This is a genomic window from Citrobacter sp. UYEF32, assembly GCF_040546205.1.
Taxonomy (GTDB): Bacteria; Pseudomonadota; Gammaproteobacteria; order Enterobacterales; family Enterobacteriaceae; genus Phytobacter; species Phytobacter diazotrophicus.
The window spans coordinates 85,659-103,918 of sequence record NZ_JBEPNI010000001.1 but is presented as its reverse complement, the minus strand read 5'-3'; the positions used below and the strand labels follow the sequence as shown (position 1 = coordinate 103,918).

Annotated in this window: 18 protein-coding genes; 3 read left to right on the top strand and 15 right to left on the bottom strand. The window is 53.5% G+C overall.

Annotated features, from left to right (window positions below; genetic code table 11):
* Positions 1-63: 63 nt before the first annotated feature.
* Positions 64-1,572, bottom strand: a complete 1,509-nt coding sequence (gene dtpA / locus ABIB59_RS00490) for a dipeptide/tripeptide permease DtpA (RefSeq protein ID WP_041851543.1) — start codon at positions 1,570-1,572, stop codon at positions 64-66.
* Between the two features lie 742 nt (positions 1,573-2,314).
* Between dtpA and ABIB59_RS00485 the strand changes: the two genes are divergently transcribed.
* Positions 2,315-2,746, top strand: a complete 432-nt coding sequence (locus tag ABIB59_RS00485; protein ID WP_041851542.1) for a HemJ family protein — start codon at positions 2,315-2,317, stop codon at positions 2,744-2,746.
* A gap of 11 nt (positions 2,747-2,757) precedes the next feature.
* On the opposite strand, the gene nth is transcribed toward ABIB59_RS00485, so the two are convergent.
* The 10 genes from nth to blr form a co-directional block, all read right to left on the bottom strand.
* Positions 2,758-3,393, bottom strand: a complete 636-nt coding sequence (gene nth, locus ABIB59_RS00480) for an endonuclease III (RefSeq protein ID WP_041851541.1) — start codon at positions 3,391-3,393, stop codon at positions 2,758-2,760.
* Positions 3,393-4,085, bottom strand: coding sequence for an electron transport complex subunit E (locus ABIB59_RS00475; protein WP_041851540.1), 693 nt, complete (start codon positions 4,083-4,085; stop codon positions 3,393-3,395). The genes nth and ABIB59_RS00475 overlap by 1 nt, the downstream gene beginning before the upstream one ends.
* Before the next feature lie 2 nt (positions 4,086-4,087).
* Positions 4,088-4,708 (bottom strand): electron transport complex subunit RsxG, encoded by a 621-nt coding sequence (rsxG, locus tag ABIB59_RS00470; protein WP_169039229.1) that lies wholly within the window; start codon positions 4,706-4,708, stop codon positions 4,088-4,090.
* Positions 4,709-4,717: 9 nt separating this feature from the next.
* Positions 4,718-5,770, bottom strand: a complete 1,053-nt coding sequence (rsxD, locus tag ABIB59_RS00465) for an electron transport complex subunit RsxD (RefSeq protein WP_354033627.1) — start codon at positions 5,768-5,770, stop codon at positions 4,718-4,720.
* On the bottom strand, positions 5,771-7,978 hold the full coding sequence (gene rsxC, locus ABIB59_RS00460; protein WP_079498077.1) for an electron transport complex subunit RsxC: 2,208 nt from the start codon (positions 7,976-7,978) through the stop codon (positions 5,771-5,773). It abuts the gene before it with no gap.
* Positions 7,971-8,549, bottom strand: coding sequence for an electron transport complex subunit RsxB (gene rsxB / locus ABIB59_RS00455; RefSeq protein ID WP_041851536.1), 579 nt, complete (start codon positions 8,547-8,549; stop codon positions 7,971-7,973). The genes rsxC and rsxB overlap by 8 nt, the downstream gene beginning before the upstream one ends.
* Positions 8,549-9,130, bottom strand: coding sequence for an electron transport complex subunit RsxA (gene rsxA / locus ABIB59_RS00450; RefSeq protein ID WP_079498076.1), 582 nt, complete (start codon positions 9,128-9,130; stop codon positions 8,549-8,551). The genes rsxB and rsxA overlap by 1 nt, the downstream gene beginning before the upstream one ends.
* Before the next feature lie 77 nt (positions 9,131-9,207).
* Positions 9,208-9,645 (bottom strand): DUF2569 domain-containing protein, encoded by a 438-nt coding sequence (locus tag ABIB59_RS00445; RefSeq protein WP_041851534.1) that lies wholly within the window; start codon positions 9,643-9,645, stop codon positions 9,208-9,210.
* A 74-nt stretch (positions 9,646-9,719) separates the two neighbouring features.
* Positions 9,720-9,935: a transcription modulator YdgT gene (ydgT, locus tag ABIB59_RS00440; RefSeq protein WP_041851533.1), complete on the bottom strand. Its 216-nt coding sequence runs from the start codon at positions 9,933-9,935 to the stop codon at positions 9,720-9,722.
* Positions 9,936-10,175: 240 nt separating this feature from the next.
* Positions 10,176-10,313, bottom strand: coding sequence for a division septum protein Blr (gene blr / locus ABIB59_RS00435; protein ID WP_041851532.1), 138 nt, complete (start codon positions 10,311-10,313; stop codon positions 10,176-10,178).
* Positions 10,314-10,528: 215 nt separating this feature from the next.
* Between blr and ABIB59_RS00430 the strand changes: the two genes are divergently transcribed.
* A complete protein-coding gene (locus ABIB59_RS00430) occupies positions 10,529-11,569 on the top strand; it encodes an oxidoreductase (protein ID WP_041851531.1) in 1,041 nt (346 codons plus the stop codon).
* 31 nt (positions 11,570-11,600) lie between these two features.
* Here ABIB59_RS00430 and add read toward each other — a convergent pair whose 3' ends face one another.
* The 4 genes from add to manA all read right to left on the bottom strand — a co-directional run bounded on the left by add (position 11,601) and on the right by manA (position 16,278).
* The gene (gene add, locus ABIB59_RS00425) at positions 11,601-12,602 is read right to left on the bottom strand and encodes an adenosine deaminase (RefSeq protein ID WP_041851530.1); all 1,002 of its coding nucleotides are present in this window, start codon (positions 12,600-12,602) and stop codon (positions 11,601-11,603) included.
* A 206-nt stretch (positions 12,603-12,808) separates the two neighbouring features.
* Positions 12,809-13,243: a universal stress protein UspF gene (uspF, locus tag ABIB59_RS00420; RefSeq protein WP_041851529.1), complete on the bottom strand. Its 435-nt coding sequence runs from the start codon at positions 13,241-13,243 to the stop codon at positions 12,809-12,811.
* A gap of 195 nt (positions 13,244-13,438) precedes the next feature.
* The gene (locus tag ABIB59_RS00415; protein WP_041851528.1) at positions 13,439-14,995 is read right to left on the bottom strand and encodes a YdgA family protein; all 1,557 of its coding nucleotides are present in this window, start codon (positions 14,993-14,995) and stop codon (positions 13,439-13,441) included.
* Positions 14,996-15,093: 98 nt separating this feature from the next.
* Entirely contained in the window at positions 15,094-16,278 is a 1,185-nt protein-coding gene (gene manA / locus ABIB59_RS00410; RefSeq protein ID WP_354033623.1) for a mannose-6-phosphate isomerase, read from the bottom strand.
* A gap of 198 nt (positions 16,279-16,476) precedes the next feature.
* Between manA and fumA the strand changes: the two genes are divergently transcribed.
* Positions 16,477-18,123, top strand: a complete 1,647-nt coding sequence (gene fumA / locus ABIB59_RS00405; RefSeq protein ID WP_354033621.1) for a class I fumarate hydratase FumA — start codon at positions 16,477-16,479, stop codon at positions 18,121-18,123.
* Positions 18,124-18,260: the final 137 nt, after the last annotated feature.

Below are 18,260 nucleotides of genomic sequence, written 5' to 3'. Positions count from 1 at the left end.
GCGGGTATAAAAAAAAAGCCGTTAACGTGCGTTAACGGCTTTCTGCTGAAACTCTGCGCAGTCTTATGCTGTCGCGGTTTCCGACGCTTTCGCGGCTTTATCGCTATCATCACTCTGGGTCATGCGGTTCAGTTTCGGCGCGGCGAGGATCATCAGCGCAGCGATAACAGCAGTCACAATACCGATTTGCAGGAAGACGTGACCGTAGACATCCAGTGACATCAGTGGGTCGGTGACGTTTTCCGGGATAGCCATCTGGTTTGCGACGTAGCCTGCGATGATGTTCGCACCGGCGGTCGTCAGGAACCAGCTCCCCATGATAAAGCCCATCAGACGCTGTGGAACGAGCTGTGCCACCATGGCGAGGCCCAGACCGGAAATCATCAGTTCACCGATACTCTGCAGCCCGTAGCTCGCAACCAGCCAGTTTACGGAGACGATACCGGCATCAGAGGCGAACTTCGCACCCAGCGGCAGGATCAGGAATGCACCTGAACACAGCACCATACCGATGGCAAACTTATACGGCATCGGCAGGGTATCGCCCATTTTGTTATAGATAGCAGCCAGGATCGGGCTACCAATGATAATCCAGAACGGGTTCAGCGCCTGGAACTGCTCCGGTTCGAACGTGATACCCAGCAGCGTATGTTCAACGTTACGAATGGCGAAGAAATTCAGCGATGTCGGCATCTGGCTGTACAGGACGAAGAAGACAATGGCCTGCAGCATCAGAATGAAAGCGACGATCATTTTACGACGCGCCGCGCCCTGCAGAGCAAATGTCTCTTTTGCGAAAAGGCACACGATGCACAGCGCAACCACACCCAGCACCATACGTGCGATGCCCTGGTTATGCAGCAGCCATGTGGCGATGGTAATCAGGATAGCAACGCCTACGATGGTAGCCAGCAGGTAGCCCATACGAACCGGCTCGAAGTCAGGTTTAGAACCGTAGTTTTTGACCCAACGCTTGCAGAACGCGAAGTTCACGATGGTGATCAGCAGACCGACGACGCTCAGGGCAAACGCGGTGCTCCAGCCAAATTCTGCAGCCAGCCACGGGGTAGCCAGCATAGAGAAGAATGAACCGACGTTAACAGCCATGTAATACATGGTGAATGCACCGTCGAGACGCGGGTCATCTTTTGCGTAGCAGGTGGAGAGCAGGGAAGACGGGTTGGCTTTAAACAGACCATTACCGACGGCGATCGCCGCCATACCCATATATACGATACTGGCATCGTGACCAGACCACGCTACCAGTGCGTAACCGATGGCCAGCACAATGGCCCCCAGCATGATAACGCGCTTTGTCCCCAGAACTTTATCGCCCAGCCAGCCGCCAATAGCGACAAGACCGTAAACCAGCGCGCTAAAAGAGGAAAACAGGGTAATGGAGTCCGCTTCGGACATACCCAGTTGTTTAACCAGGTAGACAGCCATGATCCCCTGCAGACCATAGAAGCCGAAACGCTCCCACAGCTCGATGGAGAAGATCAAATAGAACGCTTTAGGTTGTTTGAAAGCGTTCAGACTCACACTTTCGGTTGGTTTGTTTGCAGTTGACACATAGACCTCTTTTTTTACATCCCATATTAATGGGGTGATTCGAGACGCGATGCCCAGTATTCATCGCGCTTATAATTATTGCGGGAGGGAAAACGGCGGGTAATGTTCCTGATCCTGGGATTCGAGGCAAGGCTTTTGTAATGATCTGTTACATTTATCTTTAGCGATATTATAATCCAGCGGTGGAAATGTTATTCAGAGTTAAATTTTGCAGGGTAATTAATGGCAGTTTTTTTCACTAATGCAGGCCGGTGAAATTTGGTCAAAGGTGATATCTTCTGCTGTTAAGCGGTAATGGCAGTTTATCAGCCTGGTCTGATTATAATTAATGGTCTTATGTGTTGGTTTAAAGCCTGCATGACACTCTCTGCCCTTCTTTTTGTTCAGCTAAAGATCCTTTTTTTAACACGCTTGCATCAATGTGATAAAAATCACACATCTGTAGAATTTTTTTGTCATAAAAAAACATTGGCTCTGATTAAAAGCTAATAAGCAACAGATAATATGATAAAAATGCGAGTTATGCCGTATAAAGCGCGTTAACAAGAAAACATTACAGGTATGCATTTTTGCTTATAGCAAAGTATGAACAGCAGAACCCATTACTCACGCCTCTTGCCTTGTTCATCAGAATGCAGTAGATCAATGTTTTCACGGATTTTTTCCTTTAAATGAGCAAGTCGATGACAGTGTTACGCGATACTGTCAAAGTCATTCTTTCGTAACTCTTTGGAGTCATTTCATGAACGTGCATTCGTGGCTTAACGCACTACATATCATCGCGGCGATAATCTGGATTGGTGGAATTTTTGTCATGGCCACGGCTGCGGCCTGGTGTGCACAGGCGGTGGGCAAAAATGCGCCGACGGCGACAGCGCTGGCGGCATTTGTGCGCAACTGGAGTCGTAAAGTCACCACCCCGGCGATGATCGTGCTGTGGGTGATGGGGCTGGCGATGGTGCTGGCACACGGGCAGATGCCGCATCTGTGGCTGATTCTCAAACTGGTGCTGGTGGTGTTGCTGTCAGGTATTCACGGAATGTTATCCGCAACTTTACGTCGGCTTGCTGGCGGTGAAATCACGAAGGTGCCGGGGATGGTGCCACGCGCCACGACCATCGTCATTGTGGCCGTGGCGGTCATCATTTTGCTGGTTGTCTTTAGACCGTTCTGAGTAAAGCGAATTCAGAGCTCGGTTTTGCTCTCGAATTCGCATAAATCTTCGATAATGCAGGAGCCGCAGCGTGGCTTACGGGCGATGCAGGTATAGCGGCCATGTAAAATCAGCCAGTGATGACAATCGACCTTAAATTCCGCCGGGACGACGCTCAGCAGCTTTTCTTCAACCTGCTCAACGTTTTTCCCCGGCGCGAAGTGGGTGCGGTTACAGACGCGAAAAATATGCGTATCAACAGCAATGGTCGGCCAGCCAAAGGCCGTATTCAGTACCACATTAGCCGTTTTCCGCCCGACACCCGGTAGCGCTTCCAGCGCCGCACGATCTTCGGGCACCTCGCCGCCGTGTTTTTCCACCAGAATACGGCATGTCTTAATGACGTTTTCCGCTTTGGTATTAAACAGACCAATGGTCTTAATATAGGATTTGACGCCCTCGACACCCAGCTCCAGCATGGCGTGCGGGGTATTGGCAACCGGGTAGAGCAGGGCTGTTGCCTTGTTCACGCTGACGTCGGTTGCCTGCGCAGAAAGCAGGACCGCAATCAGCAGTTCAAAGGGTGAGTTGAAGTTAAGCTCTGTCGTCGGGTGCGGATTGGCATCCCGCAGGCGGGTGAGGATCTCCCGTCGCTTTGTTTTGTTCATCAGGCCTTCCCGGGCACCGTGTGGGCAGTTTCGTCGGCAACGGTCGCTGCGCGACGTTTCTTCGTTCTTTCGTCAATCAGATATTTAATAGCCAGCAGCATGCCAAGGCCGATAAATGCCCCCGGCGGCAGCATGGCCAGCAGGAAGGACGAGTCCGTATGAAACACTTCAATACGCAAAACTTTCGCCCAGTTGCCCAGCAAGCCATCCGCGCCGTCAAATAAGGTTCCGTTGCCGAGGATTTCACGAATCGACCCTAGTGTAAACATGGTGCAGGTTGCCCCCATGCCGATGGCAAAGCCATCAAGGGCAGACAAGCCCGGGCTTTTTTTGGCAGCAAACGCCTCCGCGCGCCCCACCACGATACAGTTGGTGACGATCAGCGGAATAAAGATACCGAGCGACTGATACAAACCATAGGCATAGGCGTTAATCAACATCTGGACGATGCTCACCACGGAGGCGATGATCATTACGTAAATAGGAATTCGGATTTCAGACGGCGTCCAGTGACGTACCAGTGAAATCGTAAAATTGGTCAGCGTCAGCACAAGCGTAGTGGCAAGGCCAAGACCCAGCGCATTGGTCGCGGTGGAGGTCACCGCCAACAGCGGGCACATACCTAATAACTGAACCAGCGCGGAGTTATTCTTCCACAACCCCTGGACAATAATGTCTTTAATTTCGCTCATGGTTACTCTCCACAGGTCGGTAAACTGGAAAGTTGCGCGGGCAGCGTCGGCGCGTACAATCCGGCGCGTTTCACCGCATTGACCACCGCTCGCGGGGTGATGGTCGCTCCGGTGAACTGATCAAAATCGCCGCCGTCTTTCTTCACTGCCCAGTGCGGGTCATTGGCCCCTGCGATTTTCTTGCCCGTGAAATGGGTGATCCAGTCAGAAATACGCAACTCTATTTTATCGCCCAACCCCGGCGTTTCGTGATGCTCGGTCACGCGGGTGCCAAGAATGGTACCGTTAAAATCGGTGCCTACCAGCAGTTGAATAACGCCGGAATAGCCGTCGGGTGCCGTCGCTTCAATGACCGCAGCGACCGGCGTATCGTCTCTACGGGCTATATAGACTTTATGTTTGCCTTTCCCCAGCGCCGGGTCATCGACCAGATAACAGCTCTCCTGCAAGGCGTTATTATAGATGTCGCCAGGCAATACCTGACCAAACAATGCCTTTTGCTGCTGCACCGCCTGGTCGGCAATGGTCGATTTGGTCAACTGGTGAATTGCTGCTGTCATTCCGGTTGAGGCCGCCGCGAACAGCGTCAAGGTCATGCCGTATTTACGCATGGTATCTAGCATGGCGACTCCTTAACGATGGCCGTACACGCGTGGGCGTGTGAAGTAATCAATTAATGGCACGGTAATGTTTGCCAGCAGCACGGCGAAGGCCACGCCGTCCGGATAACCGCCAAAACTACGGATAAGCCAGACCAGTAATCCCGCAAGGGCGCCGAAAATCAGGCGGCCTTTATTGGTTGTCGAGGCGGTAACCGGGTCGGTCAGAATAAAAAACGCGCCCAACATAGTGGCACCCGAGAGCAGATGCAGTTGCGGCGACGCCAGACTTTGTGGTGAGAAAATCCAGCCCAGCGTTGAACAGACAGTCAGCGAAACCAGGAAGGCTACCGAGATATGCCAGCGAATGGTTTTCTGCCACAGCAGGAAGATACCGCCCAGCAGATACCCCAGATTGACCCACTGCCAGCCCGCGCCCGCCAGCACGCCGCTGTAAATGGCCGATTTGAGGATCTCATCGACCGGATGCCCGGCATGAAGCGATGTTTTAAAGGTATCCAGCGGTGTTGCCTGGCTGATGCCATCAATCCCCATCCGCAGGCTATCCATCGTATGGCCGGTAGCTGCATGTCCAGTGAAGATGATTTGTACGGCATCCATCAGGCCTGGAACCGTTTTGGCTATCTCAAAAGGCGGTAACCAACTGGTCATCTGTACCGGGAAGGAGATCAGCAGGACCACATAGCCGATCATTGCCGGGTTAAACGGGTTATGCCCAAGACCGCCATAGAGTTGTTTAGCAATGATAACCGCGAACACCGTGCCCAGCACCACCATCCACCAGGGGGTAAAGGGCGGAACGCTGACCGCCAACAGTAAACCGGTCAACAGGGCAGAGTTGTCCCCGAGGATGGCCCCGATTTGTTGTTTACGCAGCCGTAATACCAGCGCTTCTGCCGCCAGCGCACTCACGCAGGCAAGGATAATCTGCAACAACGTTCCCCAGCCGAAGAACCAAAGTTGTGCTGCAATACCGGGCAGGGTCGCAAGCACGACCAGCAGCATAATGCGCGATGTCTGGCGCTGATTATGGGTATAAGGGGAACTGGCAATTCTGAAAACCATTTAATCCTCGTTAACTGCTTGCTGTGCGGCTTTTTTTGCCTGAACCCGGGCGATAGCTGCCGCTACGGCCGCTTTTCGGGGATCGTCATTGGCGGCAGGGGCTGGTGCGGCCTGCTGCTGCAATTTTTTGGCTTTTGCCCGCGCGATGGCAGCTTCGACGGCTGCCTTACGCGGATCGACAGGTTCAGCGGCAACGGGGGCCGGGGTTTCCACCGGCACGATGACGTCGCTGGTGCCTTGCTGTTGCAATTTTTTGGCTTTTGCCCGCGCAATAGCGGCTTCGACGGCTGCCTTACGCGGGTCGACAGGTTCAGCGGCGACGGGGGCCGGGGCTTCCACGGGCACGACGACGTCACTGGCCGCTTGCTGCTGCAATTTTTTGGCTTTTGCCCGTGCGATAGCGGCTTCGACGGCTGCCTTGCGCGGGTCGACAGGTTCAGCGGCGACGGGAGCCGCTTGCGTGTCTGTGGCTCCGGCTTTACGGGCTTTAGCGCGTGCGATCGCCGCTTCGACGGCAGCTTTACGCGGATCGACAGCTTCGCTGGCGATAGCGTTACTTTCCGGCACATCTTGTTGTTGCGCTTTTTCTGCCTGACGTGCGCGCGCCTGCGCCTTACGCGCCTCGCGGGCGGCAATCACCTCGCTATTATCCGGTACGCTTCCGGCCTGAACCACGATAGGTTGCGCGCTGGTGGCCTGTTTTTCACGCACGCGGGCGAGGGCTGCGTCAATTGCCTGCTGATCTTTTGCGGCAGGCTGGACAGCGGCTTTTTTGTGGCGTTCAGCGCGAGCGGCTTTTTCCCGCTCCAGACGCGCCTGACGCGCCTCAAAGCGCGCTTTAGCTTCGGCGTTGCGCTTTTCTTCCTGCGCAATGGCGTAAATCTCGGCTTTTTCCTGACGGAAATACTGGACCAGCGGGATATTACTTGGGCAGACCCACGCACAGGCACCGCACTCAATGCAATCGGACAAATTGTGCGCAGTGGCTTTGTCATGCTGCTGGCCTTTACTGAACCAGTAAAGCTGCTGCGGCAGCAGATCCGCCGGGCAGGCATCGGCACAGGCGCTACAGCGAATACAGCCTTTCTCTTCCTGCTGCTCACCCATTTCACTGGCCGAGGGCGCCAACAGGCAGTTGGTAATTTTCACCACCGGAACATCAAGCCAGGGCAGGGTAAAGCCCATCAGTGGCCCACCCATGATGACCAGTTGTTCAGCGGAGGGACAAAAACCGGCATGTTCCAGCAAGTGACGCACCGGTGTCCCCAGACGTGCCCAGACGTTTCCTGGTTTGCTGACGCTCTCCCCGGTCAGTGTTACTACACGTTCGGTGAGAGGTTCGCCGTCGATAATGGCCCGCTTAATGGCATAAGCGGTGCCGACGTTTTGCATCAGCACACCAATATCGGATGAACGACCACCGTGCGGAACCTGCTTGCCGGTCAGAATCTGTGTCAGTTGTTTTGCACCGCCGGACGGGTATTTGGTCGGGATGACGCGTAGCTGGATGTCATGAGAACCAGCCAGCACCGCACGCAGCATGGAAATGGCCTGCGGTTTGTTATCTTCAATACCGATCAGCACCTGGCGCGGTTGCAGAATATGCATCAGGATGCGCACGCCTTCGACTATCTGTGCGGCGCAGTCCTGCATCAGGCGGTCATCAGCGGTGATATAGGGTTCGCACTCGGCGGCATTGATAATCAAGGTCTCGATAAGATCGCCGCCACTTTTCAGCTTCGCGCCGGTCGGGAAACCCGCACCGCCCAGCCCGGCAACGCCAAACTGGTGTATACGCTCAATCAGCGCGTCGCGATCGCGAGAGCGATAATCGCTCCAGCCGTCACGTTCAATCCAGCGATCTTCTCCGTCAGCCTCAATAATGACGCTCAGTTCGGGCAGGGCAGAGGGATGCGCGGTAGAGTGGGGGGCAATGGCGACAATATTACCGGAGGTTGGCGCGTGGACTGGCAACATCCGCCCGCGCCCACGGGTCAGCGGTTGACCACGTAGCACGCTGTCGCCCACGTTGACGCACAGTTCACCCTCAGCGCCGATATGCTGTTTTAACGGTATAACAAATCGCGTCGCCAGCGGAAGCTGGCGCAGCGGTGTACCACTGGACTGTGTTTTCATCTCCGGCGGATGGATACCGCCGTGGAAATCCCACAGTTTGTCTTTGCGAAAAGCAGAAAATAACTTAAGCATGTTGTTCCACGGGAATGATGCGCACGGGAATGGCCTGTAGGTCCCATTTCCAACTGGCGGTGGTCGTCTCCACCGGACGCAGTTCAATACACTGCGTCGGGCAGGGATCCACACAGAGGTTACAGCCGGTACAGAGATCACTCATTACCGTGTGCATGGCGCGGGTCGCGCCGACAATGGCGTCGACCGGACAGGCCTGAATACATTTGGTGCAGCCGATGCAGTTCGCTTCATCAATAATGGCGAGCATGCGTACCGGTTCGGGCACGACGACGTCACCGTCGATAGGCTGCGGCTCCACATTTAACATTTCGGCGATTTTCAGCATCACCGCTTCACCGCCGGGTGCGCAGCGGTTAATTTTCTCGCCCTGCAGGCCAACGGCCTCGGCATAAGGGCGACATCCAGGGTAACCGCACTGCCCACACTGGCTCTGTGGCAAGAGATCGTCAATTTTCTCAACGACGGGATCGTCTTCCACCGCGAAACGACGCGAGGCATATCCCAGTACGACACCAAACAACAACCCGAGTACGCTCAGGGCCGCGATGGCAATCCAGATTGCATTCATTACAACTTCACCAGACCACTAAAGCCCATAAAGGCCAGAGACATCAAACCGGCGGTAATGAGGGCAATCGCATTACCGCGAAACGGTGCGGGCACATCGGCGACGACAAGACGTTCACGGATGGCGGCAAACAGCACCATGACCAGAGAAAACCCGACGGCGGCGGAAAATCCGTACAGCGCGGATTGCAGGAAATTATGCCCGAGGTTGATATTCAGCAATGGCACGCCCAGCACCGCACAGTTAGTGGTGATAAGCGGCAGAAAAATCCCCAGCAGGCGATACAGCGCCGGGCTGGTTTTGCGCACCACCATTTCGGTGAACTGCACCACCACGGCAATAACCAGGATAAACGCCAGTGTACGCAGATAGATGAGATCCAGCGGAATGAGCAGCCAGGTATCGATTACCCACGCGCAGATAGACGCCAGCGTAATAACGAAGGTTGTAGCAAGCCCCATGCCCATCGCGGCTTCGAGCTTTTTCGAAACCCCCATGAACGGGCACAGGCCAAGAAATTTCACCAGTACGAAATTATTGACCAGAACGGTTCCGATAAATAGCAGCAGATAGTCTGTCATTATTTGGCCTGAAATAAAAAAAGCCGCCTATTATCGGTCAAACAGCACCGGGCGACAACAGGATAACTGTAAGGTTATTACGGGTTCACAAAGGTCGCTTTGACCCGCTGCGATCGCTTGAAATAGGGCACGATCAGCGCGGCGGCGAGTAATGCCGATAAAAGCCCGCGTACCGCCACATCGTCAGAAACAGGGGAGAAGGCAAAAGCTTTTAGCGCCAGCAGCACGCTAATCAGTAACCAGATAATCATATGTTTCAGGACGCTACGGCGGCGTTTAAAAAAGGCGATAATCAGCCATAGCGTGTAATACCAGACGCCTGCCGCCAGGGCAAAAGAGGCAAACCAGGTCAACAGTTCCGCCAGGGGCCGTACACCGATGGCGGCAATGACCAGCGGAACCTGAGTTTTAGCGACATCCAGGAGACGCAACGTCTGGCCCAATAACGCGACCAGCAACCAGGCTAAAGGCGCAAGCAGCCAGCCGCCGATTCTTTCTGCAGGTGTCGTTATCATGCTTGTTCCTCACAGGCGGTCACTGATTTATCGGCCGAGGAGTATAAAGCATTATGCGCCAGATGCCAGTGGCGTTATTGCACGTAATGCCACACGGACTTTGGTACACGGCCTATATCGAACAGGCGGCCACCGGAAACCAGCTCAGCCCGGCGATGATCCGCGGCGCGATACATGTTAATGATTTCTTCGTTGTCGGTCAGTGTGTAGTTAAGGTGATCGAACAATTTTTCCAGACTTTCAAGTGAGCTGATTTTGCGGAATTTTAATAAATAATCCTGAACGGTCATTTTAAGCGTTATCCATGTTATAAAAAGGCATTAATACATTCGCGGGTATTTCGTTCGAATAATAGTCGGGCTTATCAGGACGTAAATTGTCTCTGAATGTATCGCCATGAAATTAGGAATTTTCTTTAAGGTTAAATGGATGCCAGAACGGCATCCGTCAAGAAGATTAGCGCTCTTCGCCACGCGTGGCAATACGCAACGCAGTACCATAATTAGGTATACCCGCGTTCGCTTCGCATTTTATTTTTTCTGCGCGACGATACTCTGTTCCGGCGGCTGGTAATTATCGATATGACTGGCGAACACCAGAAGAACGGTCGAAACACCCAATACAACCCAGCCTGTTAATTCAATAATCCGATTGATGATAGTGGCCATAACTCTACAACTCCCTCAGGTCTGATTTGGGATGTTACCTGGGCGAACAGCGGACGACAAGGGACCAACACCTGTTTTTGGAAAATTCCGTATCATTAAAGTAATTGCATGAGGAACCCTCTTTTCACGGTTAAATTCCTTAAGCGCATATGTCGCTGTTGTCCCTGAAAGAGAGATGGTGTGAAATACACGTTCCAATAACGAGAGGCCGCTTTATGAATGACAATATCCGTGTCGGACTAATTGGTTACGGCTATGCCAGTAAAACCTTTCATGCGCCGTTGATTGACGGCACGCCGGGAATGGAGCTGGCGGCAATCTCCAGTAGCGATGAGTCGAAAGTGAAGGCGGACTGGCCGGCAGTGTCGGTCGTATCAGAACCGAAACATCTATTTAATGATCCGAAAATTGACTTAATCGTCATCCCCACGCCTAACGACACCCATTTTCCGCTCGCCAAAGCCGCGCTGGAAGCGGGCAAGCATGTCGTCGTGGATAAACCCTTCACCGTGACGTTGTCACAAGCAAGGGAGCTGGATGCGCTGGCGAAAAGCTGTGGCCGCGTGCTGTCTGTGTTTCATAACCGGCGCTGGGATAGTGACTTCCTGACGCTGAAAGCCTTGCTGGCCGATGGCGCGTTAGGCGAGGTGACCTTTTTCGAATCACACTTTGACCGTTATCGCCCGGAAATTCGTAACCGCTGGCGTGAACAGGCAGGTCCGGGAAGCGGTATCTGGTACGATCTGGCCCCGCATTTACTGGATCAGGCCGTCAATCTGTTTGGTCTGCCTGTCTCGCTGACGGTGGATCTGGCGCAACTGCGTCCAGGCGCACAGGCGACAGATTATTTCCATGCGGTGCTCTCTTACCCGCAGCGCAGAGTTATTCTGCATGGCACGATGCTGGCCGCGGCGGAATCAGCGCGTTATATCGTGCACGGTACCCGTGGTAGCTACGTGAAGTTTGGCCTCGATCCGCAGGAAGAGCGCCTGAAATCGGGCGCAAAACTGCCGCAGGAAGACTGGGGATACGATATGCGCGACGGGGTCTTAACCCGAGTCAATGGCGATGCCCGTATTGAAGAAACCTGGCTCACGGTGCCGGGTAACTATCCGGCCTATTATGCGGCTATTCGTGACGCGTTAAACGGTGCGGGAGAAAACCCGGTTCCGGCAAGCCAGGCCATTCAGATAATGGAACTTATTGAATTGGGTATTGAGTCGGCAAAACATCGCTCAACGCTCAATCTGACCTGAATAAAAAAGCCGCTCAAATGAGCGGCTTTTTTTACCCCTGTAACACCTTATCTTTGAGAGCCTGTTTCTCAGCCGCAGAGAGAAACGCGATTTCCAGGCCGTTGATTTGCGCCTGGCGAATCTGTTCGCGGCTCAGCCCGGCGGCTGGGGCGGCAACCTGATACTCATGACCAATCTCCACACCCTGCACGGCCGGATCGTCCGTGTTAATCGAGGCCAGCACGCCATGCTCCAGGAAGGTTTTCAGCGGATGTCGTGCCAGTGACGGCACGGTGCTGGTCTGGATATTGGACGTCAGGCAGGATTCGATACCGATACGTTGTTCGGCCAGAAATGCCATCAGTGCCGGATCTTCAATCGCTTTGACCCCGTGACCAATACGCTCTGCGCCCAGCTCGCGAATCGCCTGCCAGATGCTTTCCGGGCCAGCCGCTTCGCCCGCATGCACGGTGATATGCCAGCCTGCGTCGCGCGCGCGGTTAAAGTGGGGCAGGAACAGACTACCGGGAAAGCCCAGCTCATCACCCGCCAGATCCAGCGCTGTGATGCTCTCACGATGAGCCAGCAATGCTTCAAGCTCCTGTAAACACGCGGCTTCGCCAAAAGTACGGCTCATGATGCCAATCAGGCGTGCCTCGACACCGAACGCCTGGCTGCCTTCGCGCACGCCGGCAATAACCGCTTCAACCACGCCTGCGACAGGCAGATTGTGCGTCATCGCCATGTAGCCAGGGGAGAAACGCAGCTCAACGTAATGCAGACCCTGGCGCGCGGCGTCTTCCATATTCTCATAAGCCACGCGACGGCAGGCATCAAGGGAGGCCAGCACTTTTACGCCCCAGTCCAGCTTCGCAAGGAAACTCACCAGATCGGGTTCGTTGGCGGTAACCTGCACGTGTGGCAGCAATGTTTCAAGCGTTTGCGCGGGAAGGGGAAGATTAAACTCACGGCCAAGATCGAGAATGGTTTGTGCCCGAATGTTGCCGTCCAGGTGGCGATGAATATCAGTTAATGGCAAGTTGGTATCAATCATGGTCGCACTCTTATTTTAAGTAAAGTGCGATACATTATACCACATGTCAGCAGCGTATTAGCATTAGTGGTAATAGATTGAATTTATGATGAAGTTTTACGCGTGGAAACGTCAGAATGGCCGTGGACTGTTGGCACTATTTTTTACCTCCCCCTGCAACGATTACAGGGGGAGTCATGACGTTATATTTCTATCCATTCAGCAGACTAACGAACAACAAGCACCGGGCATTTTGCGTGGCGGACCACCGCTGCGGCATTTGAACCTAACAAATAGGTGGTCATATCTGGCCGGTGTGAAGCAATGATGATGAGATCCGCTTGAATGGTATCCGCGAGTTTGAGGATCTGATCCTTAGGCGTCCCGGTAACAGCATGCGTCTGCACTTTTTCCATTGGAATTTTAAATGCTTTGACGATTTCATTCAGCCGCGATAACGCCTCTTCTTGCAGGTCTTTTAATTTTGGTAATGCTGCTGAATATGCCAGTCCCAGCGTTGAATAATAAGGATGAGAAGGGATAACCGTCAAAAAATGGACTTTCGCAATATTAATAACGGCGTGTGCCTGAACATACGGGATGACTTGTCGGGTCAGTTCGCTTTCGGAAATGTCGATGGGTACTAATATGGAGCGATACATATAGACCTCCTGTATGAATTCATACAGGTTAAATAGTATGTCATTAGCCACAAAAAAAGTGTGTGATTGGTTTCAGTTCCAGGTAAATAAGGACAATTACGACTTTTGTCGTAGCATCGATTTTATTTTTCAAGCGTAACGGTTGAGCGGCGTATATAGCTGAAAAAAAAGCCCCTTGGGTAAGGGGCTTTAGGGTTACTGCTGCGGCACCGCAGGTTCGACAGGAGCGGTCGGATCATCCGGCGTTTCCGGTGAATCTTCCTGCTGTGGCATTGAGGGCAGGCCAAACATGCCGACAAATTCGTCCAGCGGCATTTTCTCGCCGTTCAGTGTCACCTGACCGTTAGCGTATTGCAGGCTGGTGCCAATGGTGTTGTTTTCGAGGGTCGTAATACGGAACATCTGCCCCATTGCCGCCAGGCCTTTTACCTGCTGGCTTGCCAGTTTGGCTGCTTCATCCTGTTGATAGCCTTCCAGCTTCGCAACCTGAGTCATAAACTCAACGGCCATATCCATCGGGATAGTTAGCTTGCTGTCCAGCGACTTCACATTTTTGTCCACTTCCTGGGCCAGCGTCTGCGGCGGCGCGCTAACAGCCGTATCGGCGGCAGGATTTTTCAGGAACAGGGAGAGGTTGAGTGCCGTTTCGCCTTTGCTGTTCTTCCAGCTCAGCGGAGCAATGGTGATGACAGGCTCACCTTTTAACAGCAGCGGGAAGGCATTAAAGAAGGCTTCCGCCGCCTTTTGCTGATAGAGCGCCGGGTCCTTCATGACATCTGGCTGTGCCATCAACGCCTGTGTCTGAGCGTTATACTGCTGGCTAAACTGGTGCCAGGCTTCGCCGTCAATCTGGCCAATCTTCAGCGTCAGGTTGCCACTGCCCATCTCCTGATTCTGGATCTTCAGGCTCTGGATGGTGTAGTCGAGCTGGCTATTAATGGTTTTGTTATCTTTCGCGACCTCAGATTTGCCGTTCAGATTCATCCCTTCAATGACCGCCATCTCTTTGTTTTCAATAGAGATGGCCAGCTTGTCCAGCGTCACTTTCTGACTGCCAACGCGCTCGTTAAAGCTGGCAAGTTGGGTCGAGCCTTCTGTTTTCAGGTTATTGAGGGAGAGCTGAATTTTCTGACCGTATTCGTTAACCGTATCAACCAGCGCGCTCTGCGCCTCGCCGCTGACGGTAACCGCATTGCCGTCTTTATCGGAACTGATGCGGAATTCACCCCCGCTAAAGGCCACTTTCTCGCCCTCTTTTTCCGAGTTAAGCGGGTGCAGCGTGAGATCCGTACGGGTATCGCCACTGTAAGCGATGCGGGTCTCTGCGACGAACGGCGATTGCCCTTTGGCGATATCAAACAGCGGCTTCGTCATCTCATTGTTGACGAGGGTGGAATGTACCGATGCCATCGATGGGATGACGTTCAGCTTTTTAAGTTGCGCCAGTGGGAAAGGACCATGATCAATATTTTCATGCAGTACGATGGTCTGGCCCGGTTTAAACCATGGGTTTTCCTTACCCTCGACCGGTTTTACCACCAGTTCCATCTGGCTGCTGAACAGGCCCCGATGGTAGTTTTGAGAAGATAACTCCACGCTGGCCTCAGGCGCGGTGCGTTTAATCTGTTCATTCGCCTGGCTGATCATCTCCCCCAGACGGCTTTCAAGCTGTTTCCCCGTGTACCAGGCACCACCTGTCCAGATGATCCCGAGCGCAATAACAACTCCGGCAGCAACCAGCGTTTTTTTCATCGTTATTATCCCTAAAAATAAAACCAGGCGGGATCATCCGCCTGGGTATGTGAAAAGGCTCTGTAGAGCTTAGCAATCCTTGCTAAAAAGTTCAGTAACTAGTTGAGCTTATTGTAGACCCGCGCCAGTCTACCCACGCCGCTTACCGTCACAGGAGATTCGCTGGCACTTATAAATGCCGACTCGCCGGGTTTGAGCACCAGTGTCTCTTCCCCTTTGCTGAGCACGGCTTCGCCTTCCACGCAGAACAGGATAGCCGCGCTCTGCTGCGCCACATCGCTACCGGTGGTAGAGAGGTCATGCAGCGAAAATGCAAAATCATCAACCGGGATCGGAAATTCCAGGCTGGAAGCCTGTTTTACGGGTTGGGTCAGTAATTCACTGGCAGGTTTGGGGGTGAATTTCACATTTGCGACCAGTTCCGGAATGTCGATGTATTTCGGCGTCAGCCCTGCGCGCAGTACGTTATCAGAGTTGGCCATGACCTCCAGCGCTACCCCCTGAAGATAGGCATGCGGGGTTTCGGCGAACAGGAACATCGCTTCACCGGGATTAAGTTTCACCACATTGAGCAGCAGCGGGGAGAACAGGCCGCTGTCATCAGGATAAAACTCGGAAATCACACGAATGGTTTCCCACGGTTCGCCCTGCTGGCTCTGGCTATTGAGTGCCGCTTTCAGCACCGCCAGCGCCCGCGATTTTTCATCGCCCTTTAAATTCAACAGGCTGGCGAACAGTTGGCTCAGGCGTTCCGCGCCGGGTTCTTGCAGAAAATGAGCAATAGCCTGGTTGGCGCCCGCCACCGGTTGTAGCAGAGAGACGATTTCGGAGAACGGACGGAAGGCGTTCATCGCCAGGAAGGGCGTCAGTGCAAAGACCAGTTCCGGTTTATGGTTCGGGTCTTTGTAGTTACGCTCGGCCGCATCGAGTGGAATACCGGCGGCGTTCTCTTTCGCAAAACCGATTTCAGAGGCCTGTTTGTTCGGATGCACCTGAATGGACAGCGGCTGGGCGGCACACAGCACTTTAAACAAAAAGGGCAACTCGCCAAAACGTTCGGCGACTGCGCTGCCCAGCAAGCCTGCTTTGTCCTGTTCAATCACCTCGCGAAGCGAGTGAAGGTTACCCTGCGCGTCCTGCACTTTTGAGCTGCTCCTGGGGTGCGCGCCCATCCACAACTCGGCCATTGGCTGGTTGTCAGGGTTCGCGACGCCATAGAGTTCCGTTAACGCGTTTTTACTTCCCCAGGCATAGTGCTGCACTGAGTTAATGAGTTTTTGCATTATCCCGCCCTTCATCATGTTCAACTTAATTGCACGTATTAAAGCAATAAATTTGTTCGAAGTAATCAGAGCAGGCAAAAAGTCGTACTAGTCTCAGTTTTTGTTAAATAATTGTGTAGGATATGCAGACTCGCTTTTTTGTGGCAGATGGATGTCCTGCCGAAACAATAACCAGTTCGTGCTGTAAGTGAGAGAACAATGTCGAATAAACCTTTTTATTATCAAGAGCCTTTTCCGCTGAAAAAGGACGAGACCGAATATTATTTACTCAGTAGCGATTACGTTTCCGTCGCCGATTTTGATGGTCAGGAAGTGCTTAAAGTCGATCCTCAGGCGCTGACCCTTCTGGCGCAACATGCCTTCCACGATGCCTCCTTCCTGCTGCGCCCGGCGCATCAGCAACAGGTTGCCGATATCCTCAGTGATCCGGATGCCAGCGAAAATGACAAATATGTCGCGCTGCAATTCCTGCGTAACTCCGAGATTGCCGCAAAAGGTATTTTGCCCACCTGCCAGGATACCGGCACGGCCATCATTATGGGTAAAAAAGGGCAGCGTGTATGGACGGGGGGCGGCGATGAGGCGGCCTTAGCGCGCGGCGTCTATAACACCTTTATCGAAGATAACCTGCGTTATTCGCAAAACGCCCCGCTGGATATGTACAAAGAGGTCAATACCGGGACTAACCTGCCGGCACAGATCGATTTGTATAGCGTTGACGGCGACGAATATAAATTCCTTTGCATCGCCAAAGGGGGCGGTTCCGCCAACAAAACCTATCTGTATCAGGAAACGAAAGCGCTGATCACCCCGACGAAACTGAAAGGTTATCTGGTCGAGAAAATGCGTACCCTGGGCACCGCTGCCTGTCCGCCGTACCACATCGCATTCGTGATTGGCGGTACCAGCGCAGAGGCCACGCTCAAAACGGTCAAACTGGCCTCGACGAAGTATTACGACGGCCTGCCAACCGAAGGTAATGAGCACGGCCAGGCGTTCCGTGATGTGCAACTGGAAAAGGAACTGCTGCTCGAAGCCCAGCAGCTTGGCCTGGGCGCACAGTTCGGCGGCAAATACTTTGCGCATGATATCCGCGTGATTCGTCTGCCGCGCCACGGTGCCTCTTGTCCGGTGGGGATGGGGGTTTCCTGCTCGGCGGATCGTAACATCAAAGCCAAAATCAACCGCGAAGGCATCTGGCTGGAAAAACTGGAGCAGAACCCCGGCAAATACATTCCGGAATCGCTGCGCCAGGCCGGTGAGGGCGAAGCGGTGAAGGTCAACCTTAACCGTCCGATGGAAGAGATCCTCGGCCAGCTCAAACAGTATCCGGTTTCCACACGCCTGTCGCTGACCGGGACGATCATCGTGGCGCGTGATATTGCGCATGCGAAGCTCAAAGAGCTGATGGATGAAGGCAAGCCGCTGCCGCAGTATGTGAAAGATCACCCCATCTACTACGCGGGACCTGCGAAGACCCCTGAGGGGTATGCTTCGGGTTCACTAGGCCCCACCACCGCCGGGCGTATGGACTCGTACGTTGACCAGTTGCAGTCGCAAGGTGGCAGCATGATCATGCTGGCAAAAGGCAACCGCAGCCAGCAGGTGACCGATGCCTGCCATAAACACGGCGGTTTTTACCTTGGCAGTATCGGCGGGCCGGCGGCGATTCTGGCGCAAAACAGTATCAAGAGCCTTGAATGTGTGGCCTACCCGGAACTGGGGATGGAGGCTATCTGGAAAATCGATGTTGAAGATTTCCCGGCCTTTATCCTGGTGGATGACAAAGGTAACGATTTCTTCCAGCAAATCCAGTCGGGCCAGTGCGCACGCTGTGTAAAATAAGAACTGCCGCCCTTCGGGGCGGTTTTTTTTGCGCCGGTTAAGCGCACGAAGCAATAAACGTCGTCATAACAAGCATCAATACTTAAGCTTTGTTTGCAGGTGAGCAATGTCGGTACTCAACATCACTTCGTAACAGG

Bases quoted from the DNA above. Each gene is read 5' to 3' on its own strand.
- ABIB59_RS00485 (WP_041851542.1), top strand. From the start codon at position 2,315: ATGAACGTGCATTCGTGGCTTAACGCACTACATATCATCGCGGCGATA.
- nth (WP_041851541.1), bottom strand. From the start codon at position 3,393: ATGAACAAAACAAAGCGACGGGAGATCCTCACCCGCCTGCGGGATGCC.
- ABIB59_RS00475 (WP_041851540.1), bottom strand. From the start codon at position 4,085: ATGAGCGAAATTAAAGACATTATTGTCCAGGGGTTGTGGAAGAATAAC.
- rsxG (WP_169039229.1), bottom strand. From the start codon at position 4,708: ATGCTAGATACCATGCGTAAATACGGCATGACCTTGACGCTGTTCGCG.
- rsxD (WP_354033627.1), bottom strand. From the start codon at position 5,770: ATGGTTTTCAGAATTGCCAGTTCCCCTTATACCCATAATCAGCGCCAG.
- rsxC (WP_079498077.1), bottom strand. From the start codon at position 7,978: ATGCTTAAGTTATTTTCTGCTTTTCGCAAAGACAAACTGTGGGATTTC.
- rsxB (WP_041851536.1), bottom strand. From the start codon at position 8,549: ATGAATGCAATCTGGATTGCCATCGCGGCCCTGAGCGTACTCGGGTTG.
- rsxA (WP_079498076.1), bottom strand. From the start codon at position 9,130: ATGACAGACTATCTGCTGCTATTTATCGGAACCGTTCTGGTCAATAAT.
- ABIB59_RS00445 (WP_041851534.1), bottom strand. From the start codon at position 9,645: ATGATAACGACACCTGCAGAAAGAATCGGCGGCTGGCTGCTTGCGCCT.
- ydgT (WP_041851533.1), bottom strand. From the start codon at position 9,935: ATGACCGTTCAGGATTATTTATTAAAATTCCGCAAAATCAGCTCACTT.
- blr (WP_041851532.1), bottom strand. From the start codon at position 10,313: ATGGCCACTATCATCAATCGGATTATTGAATTAACAGGCTGGGTTGTA.
- ABIB59_RS00430 (WP_041851531.1), top strand. From the start codon at position 10,529: ATGAATGACAATATCCGTGTCGGACTAATTGGTTACGGCTATGCCAGT.
- add (WP_041851530.1), bottom strand. From the start codon at position 12,602: ATGATTGATACCAACTTGCCATTAACTGATATTCATCGCCACCTGGAC.
- uspF (WP_041851529.1), bottom strand. From the start codon at position 13,243: ATGTATCGCTCCATATTAGTACCCATCGACATTTCCGAAAGCGAACTG.
- ABIB59_RS00415 (WP_041851528.1), bottom strand. From the start codon at position 14,995: ATGAAAAAAACGCTGGTTGCTGCCGGAGTTGTTATTGCGCTCGGGATC.
- manA (WP_354033623.1), bottom strand. From the start codon at position 16,278: ATGCAAAAACTCATTAACTCAGTGCAGCACTATGCCTGGGGAAGTAAA.
- fumA (WP_354033621.1), top strand. From the start codon at position 16,477: ATGTCGAATAAACCTTTTTATTATCAAGAGCCTTTTCCGCTGAAAAAG.